Genomic DNA, 15285 nt, shown 5'->3' on the forward strand with positions numbered 1-15285 from the left:
CATTTAGCCGGTCCCGCCTAAACCGGGGCCGGAATTTGGTCTAAAGCCGCTCTTAAAATCATTTCATCATTTTATTGACACCAGATGCGATCTATAAAGAGGTTTACTATACTTTTGGCTTTATTTACCGGCTTTTCGCAGCTAAGCAATGCGCAGCAAAGTACCCGTTTAACTCATAACTGGGAATTTTTAAAGCAGGACCTGGGCGGCGTTTGGGAAGCAGTGAGGCCGGTGCCTAAAGATAAACCTGAAGCTTACCCTGTATGGGCCAAAGTATCGCTGCCGCATTGCTTTAACAGCCGCGACGCGGTTGACCCCGATGTAAATTATTACCAGGGCCCCGGCTGGTACCGTACGCAAATACCGGTAAATATTCCTTACAAAAACGGCCGCGCCCTGCTGCATTTTGAAGGCGCAGGGCAAAAAACAAATGTGTACCTGTACAATAAACTGATAGGCTCGCACAACGGTGGTTACGACGAATGGACAGTAGATATTACCGACGAGGTTGCTGCATTCAAAAAAACAACCGTTTTTGATAAGCAGTTTAAAGGAAATATCCCGCTGGAAATTCGCTGCGATAACACCCGCGACCTGGAATCCATCCCATCGCAATTGTCAGATTTTAATATTTACGGCGGCCTGTACCGCAACGTTAACCTGGTTTACCAGCCCGTTATCAGCTTTGATAAGTTGTATGCCAATGCCGCTGTAAGCGGGGACCTTTCAAAAGGGGAGTTAAGCCCTGTGCTTACTTTTTATAACCCAACCGGCGTAAAAGATATAAGCGGCGAAATAGTTGTAAAAGATGCGGTTGGGAAGATACTCACGAAGGAAAACTACAGCACTGCTAACTTGACGGCAAATACTTATACGCCCGGCAAGATCAATATCGTAAAGCCCCGGTTATGGTCGACCACAGACCCTTACCTGTACACCATTGAAATAACCGGTAAGGCAGATGATGAAACCTTTAAGCATACCGAAAAGGTGGGCTTCCGCAGTTTTTTATTTGCCAATAATGGCCCGTTCTATTTAAATGGCCAACGCCTGCTGCTGAGGGGAACGCACCGGCACGAAGACCATGCAGGCGTTGCCGCCGCCATGACCGACAGTATGATCCGCGCAGAGATGCTGCTGATAAAGGATATGGGCGCAAACTTTATCCGCCTGGGGCATTACCAGCAATCGGCATTGGTGTTAAATTTATGCGATAGCCTGGGCATTTTGGTTTGGGAAGAAGAGCCCTGGTGCCGCGGTGGTTTAGGGGGCGATGCTTATCAGGCGCAGGCCAAAAGCATGCTTACCAATATGATACAGCAGCATTATAACCACCCTGCTATTATACTTTGGGGGCTTGGTAACGAGAACGACTGGCCCGGCGATTTCCCCGAATTTGATAAGCAGAAGATCCGCGATTTTATGACGGCGCAAAATAACCTTGCCCACCAGCTTGACACATCGCGCAAAACCACCATCCGCCGCTGCGATTTTTGTAAGGATATCCCCGATGTGTATTCGCCATCCATATGGGCGGGCTGGTATAAGGGCTTTTATCCCGAATACAAAAAGTTTACCGAGGAGGAGTTTAAGAAAACCCCGCATTTTATCCATGCGGAGTGGGGCGGCGACAGCCATGCCAACCGGCACTCGGAAAACCCCGACAGGGCGCTGGCCAAAGTTATCAATGGTAAAGGGATAACCGGCAAGATCGATTCTTCGCTTTTCGGTGGCGTGAAGCACCTGGCAGATGATAGCGACTGGAGCGAAACCTACATCTGCAACCTGTTTGACTGGCACCTGAAAGAGCAGGAAGCCATGCCCTGGCTAACAGGCTCGGCGTTTTGGACATTTAAAGATTTTTCGACCCCCATCCGCCCGGAAAACCCTGTGCCTTATGTAAACCAAAAAGGTGTGGTAGAGCGCGACCTCAGCAAAAAAGAATCGTTTTACGTGGTGCAATCGTACTGGGCTGATGCATTGATGGCACATATTTACGGGCACAGCTGGCCCGTAAGGTGGGGAGAAGCCGGGGAAGAGAAAATGGTTAAGGTATATTCAAATGCCGATAAGGCCGAGCTGTTTGTAAACGGCAAAAGCCGGGGCATAAAAACCCGCGACCCGCAAAACTTTCCCGCTGCCGGTTTACGCTGGATGGTAATTTATAACAAGGGACTAAACCACATCAAAGTGGTGGCTTACAAAGGGAAGGAAACCGTTACCGATACCATTAGCCAGGTTTACCAAACCGATAAATGGGGCAAACCTGCCCGGGTGGAATTAACAAAAATAGCAGAGCAAAATGGCATAGCCACCATACAGGCAACCCTTTATGATAAAGATGGTGTGCCCTGCATTGATGCCGCCAACTGGATAAACTTCTCGCTAACAGGTAATGGTACCTTGCTTGATGATCTGGGCACATCCAAAGGCTCGCGCAAGGTGCAGGCTTATAATGGCCGGGCTATTATCAGTATAAAACTGAATGGGGGGCGTTCGGTAGCCGGGGTGGTGTCGCCGGGGCTACCCGTTAGCTTTTTAAAACTATAACAATGATGAAAAACTTATTATTAACCATTGGCTGCCTGTGCGCTTTCCAGTTAAGCTTTGGCAAAATATATAAAGTAAAAACCCCCGGCGAGTTTAACAAAGCCGCAGCGGGTGTTTTACCCGGCGATGAAATAGTAATTGCCAACGGTAGCTACAATAACTGGAGTACGGCCATTAACAGCAACGGTAGTGCAGCAAAGCCCATTATCATCAGGGCGGAAAATACAGGCAGGGTTGTGTTTTCGGGCGAAGTGCACCAGGCGGTATTTCAAATAGCAGGCAGCTATGTGCAGGTAAAAGGGTTGAAATTTGAAGGCTGCCAGTTGTTTAAGGAGAAGGGCACCGATGTGGTATTAATTGAAATAAAGGCCGCTAAATATTGCCGCATAACCGATTGCATTTTCACAAAAAATACAGTGAATGCGCAGTTTATGCCCATCGTAGTGGTAGCCGGCCCGGGCGGGCATAACCGGGTTGACCATTGCAGCTTCGCAGGCAATTTTAATAACCAGGAAGTACAAGTGCGGGTTAGCGCCAATGATGTATCGCTATATACATTAATTGACCATAACACCTTTATGGATAAGGACAGCGTAACCTGGAAAGGCAATAACGGCGGCGAATGTGTGCAAATAGGGCAGGACCCCATATTGCTTGGCAACCGCTATTCGTACGCAACCGTGCGCGATAACCGTTTTATACGCTGCAACGGCGAGCCCGAAGTGATCAGCAACAAGGCATCGGCCAACCGGTACATCAATAATTATTTTGAAGATTGCCACGGCGAACTGGTGATGCGCGGCGGCCACGAATGCCTGGTAGACAGCAACAACTTTGCAGGCGGCACGGGCGGCATACGCGTTAACGGCACAATCCATACCATTACCAATAACACATTTAAGGGCCTGCCTATAGCCATCAGGCTGATGTACGGTATGGCTAAAGGTAAAATTGATACCGGCTTTTATATTGCCGCAAGTGATTGTATTATCAAAAATAACCGCATCTCGCGTTGCGATACGGGTATTTTAGTAGGCGGCAGCAAAAACGCCGACTGGACCGGTAAGTTTGATACCAAACGCTACCCATCGCGTACCATACAGGATATCGCGCCATTTAATAACCTGTTAGAGGGTAATAACATTACCGATACCAAAACCCCGGTGCTGCAATAGGGGTTGGCGAATATCAGGTTTATTTAATTGTCACATTAACAGCCAATAAGGGGATTGTATTAACTAATTACAATATTTTCATTTAAGGAAAAATACAACTTTTATATTTAACTTACGTAAAAATGGGGAACCAAAATCCACCCTAAATTTATAATATGCTTGCTAATTAGTGTTGCTAATGTGGTTAAGGCATTATAAATAAATATAGTTTTAATGAGCAGACGATCTTTTAGGCAAATACCTGTGTTTATCTTCATAATGATAAATGCATTGTCTGCTATTTCTATAAAAGTTTGCGGGCAATACCAAAATGCATATAAAACAACTATAACCATAAGCGACGGCCTTTCGCACAGCAACGTTAAATTTATTTTTAAAGACAGGGTTGGCTATATGTGGTTTGCTACAGATGATGGCCTGAACCGTTATGATGGGTACAGCTTTAAAATTTACCGCCACAGCGCAAACGATAAAAATTCGTTAAAAATAAATAATATCAACACCCTTGCCGAAGATGCTGCAGGCAATTTATGGGTTGGCACCGGCGGCGGGGGCTTAAGTTTATATAACCGCAATACCGATTCGTTTACAAATTTTTTGCCCAATAAAAATGATGCAACTACTATATCAAATGACGATGTAACAAGCATATATCGCGATAGAAAAAATAACATTTGGGTGGGTACTTATTCGGGATTAAACCTGCTCGACACTGTAACCCACCAGTTTAAAAGGTTCTTTTATGAGAAGGATAAAGACTATATCCCCGAGCATCATATTTACTCGGTAACAGGAGATAAAAACGGCAACCTTTGGCTGGGTACCGACGGCGGATTGGTTCAGTTTAATTATAAAACCGGGGCAAAAAAAGTATTCGCGCATAGTGCTGCAGATACCAAAAGCATAGCAAGTAACCATATCCGCAGCCTGCTCATAAAAAATAACGGCGACGTATGGATAGCCACTGCCGATAGCGGCCTTGATCTTTTTAACCGGAAGGATGAGTCGTTTTCGCATCACAGTCACCAGGCAAACAATAAAAATACCATTACCAACAACTCTGTTTTTTGCCTTGCGGTTTCAGCAAGCGGTAAGCTTTGGGTAGGTACCGAAGAAGGTTTAGAACTTTTTGACGAGACTTCGCAAACGTTTAGCCACGGGTATAATAAGTTTTACAACAAGGTAAATTCTATTAACTATGTATTAGATAGCGGCAACGTATTAAGGGTTGGCACATTTGAATCGGGTGTAATAAAATATGATAATAACATCCCTTCGTTTATCCAGTTTTCTAACCAAAAGGATACGCCCGATGGTTTAACCAATAATCATATTTTATCGTTTGCCGAAGTGGGTAATGATATATGGATAGGCACAGACGGCGGCGGGTTAAATTACCTGGATAAATCTGCGCTGACGTTAACACACGATAAAGCCGGCATAACCGGCAGTAAGGTACTTTCGCTTTTAAAGGATAAGAATAATAAAATATGGGCGGGTACTTACGGCAGCGGGCTGGATGTTATCGAAAACAAAACCAAAAGGATAGCGCATTATTCAAAAGGCAATACCGCAAAGGACTTGAGTGGCAATACGGTTTTTTCGTTAATGCAGGATAAGGATAATGATATATGGGTTGGGCTTGATGAAGGCGGTATAAATATTATCCATAACTCGCTTATAACAACGCGTTACCGGTATGATATACGCGATACGGTAAACTGTTTAAGTAACGATGATGTACGCATTATTTACAGGGATAAGCAAAACAACATATGGGTAGGCACATACGATGGCTTAAACTTATATAACCCGGTTAAACACAATTTTAAACAGTTTAAAGTGTATAACGCCGGGTTAACCCATAACACCATTGCCGATATTTTTGAGGATAGCAAAGGCAACCTTTGGGTGGGCACAATAGGCGGTGGCTTAAACCTGTATAATAAAAAGCAAAAAAGGTTTTCGGCTTACCATTTCCCAAACGGGTTTGTATATTCCATAATCAATGTTATTACCGAGGATAAGCATGGTTATTTATGGGTAAGTACCACAAATGGGCTGGTACGCTTTAAACCGGGCACAAGCAGTTTCAGGCATTTTACAAACCTTAACGGCTTACAGGGGCCCGAGTTTTCAAAAGGGGCCGGTTTAGTAACGCAAAGCGGCAAGTTGTTGTTTGGGGGTCTTAACGGCTTCAATATTATCGATCCATTGAATTTGCCTGTTAACAACAAAGCGCCGCAGATATTAATAAGCGGGTTTCAGCTATTTAACAAAACGGTAACTGTGGGTGACAATTCACCGCTGAAGCAGGTTATCACACAAACAAAGGAAATCAGGCTTAACTACAGGCAATCGGTATTTACTATCGAGTACACGGCCCTGAATTATACGCTGCCTGCCTTAAACCAGTACGCTTACCGGCTGCGGGGTTTTGAAAAAGATTGGAATGATGTAGGTACACAACGCAGGGCAACTTACACCAATTTAGATCCCGGTGAGTACATTTTCGAGGTAAAGGCAGCCAATAATGATGGTGTGTGGAATGCCAGGCCTACCCAGCTACACATTACAATTGTAGCTCCATTTTGGATGACCTGGTGGTTTAAGGTTTTGAGCGTGGTTGTAGTTGCCGTTATTTTGTATGGTTATTACAGGTTTCGCCTTAGTGATATACGTTCTAAGCAAGCTAAACTGGAAAAATTAGTTAAACAGCGTACCGCGGAAATTGAAAAGCAGGCCAGCGAGCTGCAGGACCAGTCGGAAGAATTAACTGCTATAAACGAGGAGTTGCAGGCGCAATCAGAAGAGTTAAGGGACCAGCGCGAACAGGAACTGAAAGCCAGGATGGAGGCCGAAAGGGCAAACCGTGCAAAAAGTATTTTCCTGGCTACCATGAGCCACGAGATACGCACCCCCATGAACGGCGTAATGGGTATGGCATCGTTGCTATGCGAAACCAAACTTGACCCCGAACAGCGCGAATACGCCGATACTATCCGTATAAGCGGCGAAAGCCTGGTTAACGTGATAAACGATATACTGGATTTTTCTAAGATCGAATCTGGCGAAATGGTGCTTGATATCCACGAATTTGACCCGCGGCAATGTATTGATGAAGTGCTGAGGATGTTTAACGGCCAGGCGGCTAAAAGTAATATCAGGCTTACTTATGATATCGATAAAAACATCCCCGAAAAAATAATAAGCGACCGGCTGCGGCTAAAGCAAATTTTAATAAATCTTATTGGCAACGCCTTAAAGTTTACAAAAACAGGTACGGTATCTGTTACATCTAAGCTGCTTTATTTGGATAAGGGAGATGCTAAACTATCATTTGAAGTTAAGGATACGGGTGTTGGCATTTCGCCGGATAAGCTTTCGAGGCTGTTCAGGCCTTTTTCGCAGGGCGATTCGTCTACCACCCGCAAGTACGGCGGTACCGGTTTAGGCCTGGTCATCTGCGAAAGGTTGGTTGAGCTTTTAGGCGGAACGATGAATATTGACAGTGCTTTGGATAAGGGCACCAATGTAACTTTTAGCATGCTGTGCAAGGTAATGCAAGTAGACGGGCAACTACCCGTAACCACCCCGCAAAGCAAAGGCTCTGAAGCCATATCTGCTAATTTCGCCGTAAAGTTTCCGCTCAGGATTTTGGTTGCCGAGGATAATATCATTAACCAAAAAGTTATAAAACAGATCCTGAAGAAGTTTGGTTACGAGCCTTTTATGGTAAATAACGGCCGCGAAGCTTTGGACATAACCCAGATAGAAAAATTCGACCTGGTTTTAATGGATGTGCAAATGCCCGAGCTGGACGGCTTGGAGGCGACCCAAATGATAAGGCGGCAAAACACTCACCAGCCGGTTATTATTGCCATGACGGCCAGCGCAATGCCCGAAGATAAGCTAAAATGCCTGGAAGCGGGCATGAACTACTTCATGTCGAAACCCATAGGCTTTGCCGAGTTGTTGGTCCATCTTGAAAAAGCGCACTCAGATGTATTAAAGCGGGCATCTTCAATTAATTGAACATTTAAAACTATTCCAGCCCAATTTGTGTTAGCGATATAAACACACTAAAATGAACAATTTTTTCAGAGGGATAATTGCCGCCTGGGGCGCGAAGAAATTAGGCGGAGGCTGCCTGTCAACCATTGTTATATTTATTATTATTTATACCCTGCTTGGTAAATGTGGTAACCAACCTGCGCGCGCGGCTAACGAGCCGGTTAAAGCAATGGTAACAGTTTGCCGTAATTAAATAACCGAAATATAGTTAACAGGATAATTACAATGCGCCGTTAAAAGCCTGCTCAAAATCTTCCATCAGGTCTTCGCGGTCTTCTATACCAACCGATAGGCGTATCATCCCCTCGGGGATTCCCATTTCGGCACGGCGTTCGGCACCAAGCTCAAAAAATATGGTTTGTGCTACCGGGATAGCCAGTGTGCGGGTATCGCCCAGGTTGCTGCTTTTTATCACTACCTGCAGGCGGTTCAAAAACGCGAATACATCAACGCCGTCTTTTAAGGCAAAACTCATCAGCCCGCCATGGTAGCGGAATAATTTTTTAGATAGCCCGTGCTGCGGGTGGTCTTTAAGCCCCGGGTAATAAACTTTGCTCACCAGTGGGTGTGCATTCAAATATTCGGCTAAAGCCCCGGCGTTACCGCAGGCGCGTTCTAATCTAAGTGCAAGCGTTTCGGCACCTACCGATATGGTGTGCGCCGCTTCGGGCGCCAGGGTGCCGCCTCCGTCGCGCAGGCCGCGTTTACGTATTTGGGTTATGCCAAGCAGTTCGGGTTTTATTTGCTGGCGCAGTACCGGGGCAATGCCGGGGTATTTGTCCCAGTTATATAAACCGGTATCGGTTACGCTGCCGCCCAGCGCGTTGCCATGGCCGCCAATATATTTAGTCAATGCGTTTATCACCAGCGATGCCTTAACCGTTACAGGTTTAAACAGGTAGGGCGAGGTCATGGTATTATCAACCACATAGATCAATCCTTTTTCCTGGCAAAAATCGCCTATGTTTTCCATATCAGCAATTTGCGTTGCAGGGTTGGCAATGGTTTCTACCATTACCATACAGGTGTTGGGCTGGTATGCGGCCTTTATATTTTCAACAGATGTGGCATCTACAAAAGAGATCTCTAAGCCAATTTCGGTAAAGGTTTGCAGCACGCTGCGGGTGTTACCAAACAGGTACGAGCTGGCAATAATGTGGCTGCCTTTTTTAACCAATGCAAACACGGTTGCCATAATAGCGGCCATGCCGGTAGCAAAACTTATGGTGGCAAGGCCGTTCTCCATCATGGTAACCTTGCTTTCTAAAGCCGCGGTAGTAGGGTTACCCTGCCTGGAGTAGGCATAACCTTTTGTTTTATTCTGAAAAACATCCACAAGCCCCTGTACATCATCAAAGCCCCATGTTACTGCCGTATGTATAGGCTGGTGCAAAGCGCCAAATTCGGGTTTGCGTAAACGGTCGGCGTGCAATAAGGTGGTTGTGAATCCTTTTTGTTTGGTCATGATAGATGAGAAAGAATAAATAATCCGCAATTATAGCTATATGAGCCTGAAAAAGCAAAGCGAATGGTTATATCGCTGTAAAAACTTAGGTTTGTATTACAAACTATATGCACTTAAGCTTTTCATCTGTTATCGAGATACTGGGCATTATGGCCTTCACGGTATCGGGCGCTTTTTCGGCCATGCAGAAACGGCTGGATGTTTTTGGCGTGCTCATACTCGGGTTTGTAACGGCTATTGGCGGCGGTACCCTGCGCGATGTGCTTATTGGTAACACCCCCGTTTCGTGGCTGCGCGATGTAAATACACCTTTAATAATTTTAGGTACCACCATAGTTACCATCGCTTTTAAAAGCAGTGTTAAAAACCTTAAAGTTACCCTGTTGGTGTTTGATGCGCTTGGCCTTGGCCTGTTTACCATCATCGGTATCCAAAAGGGCATGGCTGCCAATTTTAACCCGGGCATTTGCATTGCCCTGGGTACAATTACCGGCTGCTTTGGCGGTGTGCTGCGCGATATGCTGCTGAACCATATCCCCGTGCTTTTTCATAAGGAACTGTATGCCGTACCATGTATTGCAGGCGGCATCTGTTACATCCTTTTGCGCGCCGTGGTTGAGCCGCAAATAGCCGAAGGCGCATCTGTGGTGGTGATAAGCGCCTTTCGTATTTTGGCGGTGCGCTATAACTGGCGTTTGCCCAGGGTTTAAGGTGTTTATTATGTATCGCTGTTGGTAATCCCGCTGCCCTTTTAAAAAGGATTCCTTAACTTCGCAGCACATTACACCTGCCCCCATGAAAAAAATACTGCTTATTATACCCGTGCTGTTTATGCTGTCGTGCAAGCAAAAGGCTTCTGATACGGTTGAGGGTAAAAAACTGAACAAACTTGCGCAAGAGTATGTAACCCTTGGCCTTAGCATTGGCCAGTACGACAGCGATTTTGTGGATGCCTACTACGGCCCCGACTCGCTGAAACCAAAAGAAATTACTGATAAAACCTTCCCCAGGGATAGCCTGCTGGCCAATATAAACAGTTTAATGAACGATGTAAAGCTGATAGCTGATGCCTCGAAAGTTGATTCCAATAAGATCCGTGCCCACTGGATGTACAACCAACTGATAGCTTTTGGGCGCCGTGTTAGGATCTATTCAGGCGATTACCGCTCATTCGATGAAGAATCGAGGGAATTGTTTGGGGTTGCCGCCCCGGCCTATGCCGAAGAAGTTTTTAAAGCTGATATAGATAAGCTGGACAGTTTACTGCCCGGTAAAGGTAACGTGAACGACAGGTTTCAGAAACTGGCCAACAAATTTGTGATCCCCAAAGATAAGCTGGATGCGGTGATGAAAGCTGCTATTGCCGAAGCCCGTAAACGCACCCTTGCCCACTATCAGCTGCCCGCCGGCGAAAACTTTGCGTTAGAGTATGTTACCGATAAGCCCTGGAGCGGTTATAACTGGTATAAAGGTAAATACCAAAGCACCGTACAGATCAACACCGACACCAAAATATTTATCGACCGCGCCATTGATGTAGGCAGCCACGAGAGTTACCCCGGCCATCATGTATATAACATGCTGCTGGAGAAAAACCTGTATCACGACAGGGGATGGGTCGAGATCTCGCTTTATCCGCTGTTTAGTCCGCAATCGCTTATTGCTGAGGGCAGCGCCAATTATGGTATCGAGGTTGCTTTCCCGGGGGATGATAAGGTAAAGTTTGCCAAAAGCGTATTGTTGCCACTGGCGGGTTTAGATACCGCGGGGATCGACATGTATTTTAAAGCGCTTGCCATAAAAGGCCGGCTAAACTATGCCCGTAACGAGGCCGCCCGTGGGCTGATAAACGATACCATGAGCGAAAGCAAGGCCCGCAGCTATCTGAGGAAATATTGCCTGATGAATGATGAAACTGCCGATAAATCCATCAGCTTCATCAAAAAATACCGCAGTTATGTTATCAACTACAACTATGGGCAGGACTTGGTTAAAAATTACATCGAACGTAACGGCGGCACCGCTAAAGCCCCCGAAAAACGCTGGGAACTGTTTGGCCATCTGCTAAGCAACCCCGTAAACCCGGCAGATTTGGTGAAGAAGTGATCAGTATCAACAAGCTATAAAAGGGGGCTAAGCGTAAAAACGCTTAGCCCCCTTATAAGCTAATACTACTATTGCAGTTTTATTTCAACACGGCGGTTTAGCACACGGCCTTCTTCGGTCGCGTTTGAGGTTATGGGTTTCGATTCGCCGTAGCCTTTCACTTCAAGGTTGGCGCCGTTAACACCGGTATTAACCAGGTAGGTTTTTACAGCGTTCGCTCGCTCAACACTAAGCGACATGTTATGCTCGTCGGTACCCTCGGCAGATGAATTGCCGTTGAGTACAAATTTTACTGACGGATCTTTCTTCATCTCGGCAGCAGCTTTATCTAAAGCCGGATAGGCATCTGTTTTTAATATGCCCGAGTTAAATTCAAATTGTATGTTTTTAAAGTTATAGTCGGGTTTCTCCGGAGCTGCCGGTGGCGGTGGCGGCGGGGTTTGTTTTGGAGGTGCCGGTGGCGGTGGTGGCGGTGTAGTTGGCGTATTGCTTGCCGGGGCTATGAACGGCGGCGATGGTTTCATCACCTTTTTTGAGCAGGATGGCAATACTGCAATGGATAATATAATTACAAATGGTAGGTAAAATGTTTTTAAAAACTTCATGTTTAGATGATTTGGTAAATAAAAAAAACGGTAACGGTTGCCCGATATTGTAAATATAGAAATTTACACCACAAGCAGGTCCGTTAAAAAAGCATTATAATGCTGTAGTTATTTATTTAACCTTAAAAGCAAAAAAGTGTTTTTGTACAGCCAATAAGCAGGTGTTTTAGTGCACTGCAGGGTATTTAACGCGTTTGTGTACTACTAAGTAAGTATAGTGTAATTACTTGTTTTGCCGCCAAAGTAATATTGTTCCCATAAACCAACTATAAATTTATGAGGACAATTTTTTACACAACATTTGTTTGTGTGATCTTACTTTGCTTTAACGCCGCAAGCGTGTTAGCCCAGCAAAGGCAGGTTACAGGTACGGTAGCAGACCAGGAAGGGTTAACCTTGCCCGGTGTTACCATAGCGGTAAAGGGTACGGCCACAAGGGCGGTATCAGATGTTAACGGTAAATATGCCATAGCCGTACCGGGGCCGGATGCAACCCTGGTATTCTCGTTTGTGGGTATGCAAACCCGCGAGCTGCCGGTGGGCACATCAGCAAAATTAGATGTTACCCTGCAAAACGCCACCCGCGATCTTAACGACGTGGTAGTGGTAGGCTACGGTACAACTAAAAAGCGCGACGTGACCGGTTCCGTAGGCTCCATAAAGGGCAGCGAACTAAACCGTGTGCCATCAGGTAATGTAGACCAGCTGTTGCAGGGTAAAATTGCCGGTGTGCAGGTTATTGCACCATCGGGCCAGCCCGGCGCGGGGGCAACTATCCGGGTGAGGGGCTACGGTTCGCGCAGTGATGCCAACGCGCTTGTTGTTATCGATGGGATCCCCTTAGGTGATGCCGGGGACATTAAACAGGTAAACCCTGATGATATCGAATCGGTAGAGGTGCTGAAGGATGCATCATCAGCCGCTATTTATGGCTCAAGAGGGGCCAACGGCGTTATCCTGATCACCACTCGTAAAGGTAAAAGCGGGCAGGCGCGGATCTCGTTAAGTACGCTTACCACCTTATCAACATTAGGCAATAAGCTCGACCTGTTCCACGACCCTGCCGATGTTGCCATTTTAAGCAACGACGCGCGCATAAACGGTGGCGAGGCGCCACAGTATGTGGGGCAAACCATCGGTGGTACGTATTACCCGTCGGTAGCCGAGCTGCGTGGCATCGACCCTACAAAACCTAAATGGCCGTATAATACAGATTGGGCCAAGCTGGTTTACCGCAACCCTATATCGCAAAGCTACACCCTGTCGGCTGATGGTGGTAACGATAAAACCATCTACTCTATATCCGGCAATTACTATAACGAGCAGGGGTTGGCTATCAAAAACGGTTACGAAAAATACATCGGCCGTGTTAACCTGGAGCAAAAGTTGAAGCAGAATGTTACTGCGGGTATCAACGTAATAAGCACCTGGACCAAAAACTACGGGCAGGGCCTGTCGGTAGATCGTTCTATTATATTTCCTGCTTTAAATGACGACGGTACTTACTTCCACATCGGCAGTAACGATTACGGCAACCCGCTGCAAATTGCCAACGAGGTTACCAACCAAAGCAAAACCATCGACTTGCTTTCATCGGCTTTTGTAAGCTGGGATATCATCAAAGGCCTTAATTTACGCAGCCGTATCAGCAATGCTTACGGTAACTCCATCAGCGATAATTACCAGCCGCGCGACGCTACCGGAACCGGTTACCAGTTTCAGGGATTTGGGCAGCTGAGTAATTACAGCGCCAACCACCTTATTGTAGAAAACTTTTTAACCTACGACCGCGATTTTGGGAAAGACCACCACATCAACTTTGTGGCAGGTACCAGTTACGAGAACACCACCGTGCGCACCTCGTTGATACAGGGCCAGGGTTTTGTGAACGATATTTTGGCGAACGAGAACCTTGCCGGCGCAACTACCTACGTGGTAGGTAATAACCTTACCCGCACAGTGCTTGAATCGTACTACGGCCGTTTCAATTACTCGTTGTTTAACCGTTACCTGTTCACGTTCACCGCGCGTACCGATGGATCGTCGAAATTTGGTGAGAACAATAAATATGCTTTTTTCCCTACCGGTGCCGTGGCCTGGAAGGTAAACGAAGAAGCTTTTATGAAAGCCATTCCGCAAATATCCGAATTAAAGCTGCGCGGCAGCTATGGTTTGGTGGGTAACCAGGGGATCTCGCCTTATCAGTCGCTATCATTATTGGGCAGCTACAAATACTTTACCGACGGAGGTTTCCAGACAGGTTACGGCCCGCCGTTCTTTAACGATGGATCGAACGTAAACGGCAAAGTGTTTAACGGGCTGGGCAATAAAAGCCTTAAATGGGAAACCACCCGCCAGTTAGATATTGGTGTAGATATAGGCCTGTTTAACCAGCGCTTTACCATCTCGGCAGACTATTACTACAAACACACTACTGATCTGCTTCGCCTAAACCAGATAGCATTATCATCGGGCTACAGCGTTATCCAGATAAACGACGGTACAATAGATAATAAAGGTTTCGAATTGGGTGTTAACGCGCAGGTATTGCAGGGCAAGCTAAGCTGGAATGTTGGCGGTAACATCAGCATTAACCGCAACAAGGTGTTAAACATTGGTGGTGGTAACAGCATCGAAGCCGCGCAGGGCGATATCGAAGCTATTCGCGCACCGTTAAACTATTACATAAACGGGCAGCCTGCCAATGTTTTTGTAGGATACCTTTTTGATGGCATTAACCAGCAGGATGGCGGTACATCACCGGTTGATGGCACCACCCAAAAAGCCGGCGATCTTAAATATATCGCGGGCGGCCCGCTGCCGGTAGGGCAAAACGGTAAATACATTATTGGTAACCCCAACCCTAAGTTCACCTACAGCTTTAATACATCCTTAAAATACGACAGGTTCGACCTATCGGCGCAGATCTATGGTGTGCAGGGTAACGATATCTTCAATTTTTCGAAATTTACCCCAAGCGCGCAATTACAACGCTGGACCCCTGATAACCCAAGCAATACCTACCCGAGCGTAAACTCTACCCGTGTAAACTACGCGTCGAACTGGTACGTACAGGATGGGTCGTTCCTGCGTATCCAGAACGTAAACCTGGGCTACAACTTTAAACCGAATTTTGTAAAGGGGATATCAAACCTAAGGATATACTTCTCGGGCAACAACCTGTACACCTTTACCAAGTTTAACCCAAGCTACGACCCTGAAGTTGGCGAGAACGGACAATTTGGAGGCAATTACCGCAAGCCGCGGGCATATTCCCTTGGCCTTAACGTAAGTTTCTAATTCCATAAAA

At 46.2% G+C, this 15285-nt stretch carries 9 protein-coding genes; 7 read left to right on the plus strand and 2 right to left on the minus strand.

Annotated features, from left to right (window positions below; genetic code table 11):
* Positions 1 to 84: 84 nt before the first annotated feature.
* The 4 genes from EWM62_RS09625 (at position 85) to EWM62_RS09640 (ending at position 7992) form a co-directional block, all read left to right on the plus strand.
* The gene (locus tag EWM62_RS09625) at positions 85 to 2550 is read left to right on the plus strand and encodes a glycoside hydrolase family 2 protein (RefSeq protein ID WP_203235015.1); all 2466 of its coding nucleotides are present in this window, start codon (positions 85 to 87) and stop codon (positions 2548 to 2550) included.
* 5 nt (positions 2551 to 2555) lie between these two features.
* Complete coding sequence (locus EWM62_RS09630; RefSeq protein ID WP_162499817.1) at positions 2556 to 3725, plus strand: chondroitinase-B domain-containing protein; 1170 nt, start codon at positions 2556 to 2558, stop codon at positions 3723 to 3725.
* Positions 3726 to 3938: 213 nt separating this feature from the next.
* Positions 3939 to 7760, plus strand: coding sequence for a hybrid sensor histidine kinase/response regulator (locus EWM62_RS09635; RefSeq protein ID WP_129876437.1), 3822 nt, complete (start codon positions 3939 to 3941; stop codon positions 7758 to 7760).
* Positions 7761 to 7812: 52 nt separating this feature from the next.
* Positions 7813 to 7992, plus strand: a complete 180-nt coding sequence (locus EWM62_RS09640; protein WP_129876438.1) for a hypothetical protein — start codon at positions 7813 to 7815, stop codon at positions 7990 to 7992.
* A 27-nt stretch (positions 7993 to 8019) separates the two neighbouring features.
* Here the strand turns inward: EWM62_RS09640 and EWM62_RS09645 are convergent, their stop codons facing one another.
* On the minus strand, positions 8020 to 9264 hold the full coding sequence (locus EWM62_RS09645; RefSeq protein WP_129876439.1) for a cystathionine gamma-synthase family protein: 1245 nt from the start codon (positions 9262 to 9264) through the stop codon (positions 8020 to 8022).
* A 107-nt stretch (positions 9265 to 9371) separates the two neighbouring features.
* Between EWM62_RS09645 and EWM62_RS09650 the strand changes: the two genes are divergently transcribed.
* Together EWM62_RS09650 and EWM62_RS09655 are read left to right on the plus strand one after the other, a co-directional pair.
* Positions 9372 to 9974, plus strand: a complete 603-nt coding sequence (locus EWM62_RS09650) for a trimeric intracellular cation channel family protein (protein WP_129876440.1) — start codon at positions 9372 to 9374, stop codon at positions 9972 to 9974.
* A gap of 85 nt (positions 9975 to 10059) precedes the next feature.
* Entirely contained in the window at positions 10060 to 11370 is a 1311-nt protein-coding gene (locus tag EWM62_RS09655; RefSeq protein ID WP_129876441.1) for a hypothetical protein, read from the plus strand.
* Between the two features lie 68 nt (positions 11371 to 11438).
* Here EWM62_RS09655 and EWM62_RS09660 read toward each other — a convergent pair whose 3' ends face one another.
* Positions 11439 to 11975, minus strand: a complete 537-nt coding sequence (locus EWM62_RS09660) for an OmpA family protein (protein WP_129876442.1) — start codon at positions 11973 to 11975, stop codon at positions 11439 to 11441.
* Positions 11976 to 12251: 276 nt separating this feature from the next.
* Here EWM62_RS09660 and EWM62_RS09665 point away from each other — a divergent pair, with 276 nt between their 5' ends.
* Positions 12252 to 15275, plus strand: a complete 3024-nt coding sequence (locus tag EWM62_RS09665; RefSeq protein WP_129876443.1) for a SusC/RagA family TonB-linked outer membrane protein — start codon at positions 12252 to 12254, stop codon at positions 15273 to 15275.
* Positions 15276 to 15285: the final 10 nt, after the last annotated feature.

Source organism: Mucilaginibacter terrigena, assembly GCF_004168255.1.
Taxonomy (GTDB): Bacteria; Bacteroidota; Bacteroidia; order Sphingobacteriales; family Sphingobacteriaceae; genus Mucilaginibacter; species Mucilaginibacter terrigena.

Bases quoted from the DNA above. Each gene is read 5' to 3' on its own strand.
- EWM62_RS09625 (WP_203235015.1), top strand. From the start codon at position 85: ATGCGATCTATAAAGAGGTTTACTATACTTTTGGCTTTATTTACCGGC.
- EWM62_RS09630 (WP_162499817.1), top strand. From the start codon at position 2,556: ATGAAAAACTTATTATTAACCATTGGCTGCCTGTGCGCTTTCCAGTTA.
- EWM62_RS09635 (WP_129876437.1), top strand. From the start codon at position 3,939: ATGAGCAGACGATCTTTTAGGCAAATACCTGTGTTTATCTTCATAATG.
- EWM62_RS09640 (WP_129876438.1), top strand. From the start codon at position 7,813: ATGAACAATTTTTTCAGAGGGATAATTGCCGCCTGGGGCGCGAAGAAA.
- EWM62_RS09645 (WP_129876439.1), bottom strand. From the start codon at position 9,264: ATGACCAAACAAAAAGGATTCACAACCACCTTATTGCACGCCGACCGT.
- EWM62_RS09650 (WP_129876440.1), top strand. From the start codon at position 9,372: ATGCACTTAAGCTTTTCATCTGTTATCGAGATACTGGGCATTATGGCC.
- EWM62_RS09655 (WP_129876441.1), top strand. From the start codon at position 10,060: ATGAAAAAAATACTGCTTATTATACCCGTGCTGTTTATGCTGTCGTGC.
- EWM62_RS09660 (WP_129876442.1), bottom strand. From the start codon at position 11,975: ATGAAGTTTTTAAAAACATTTTACCTACCATTTGTAATTATATTATCC.
- EWM62_RS09665 (WP_129876443.1), top strand. From the start codon at position 12,252: ATGAGGACAATTTTTTACACAACATTTGTTTGTGTGATCTTACTTTGC.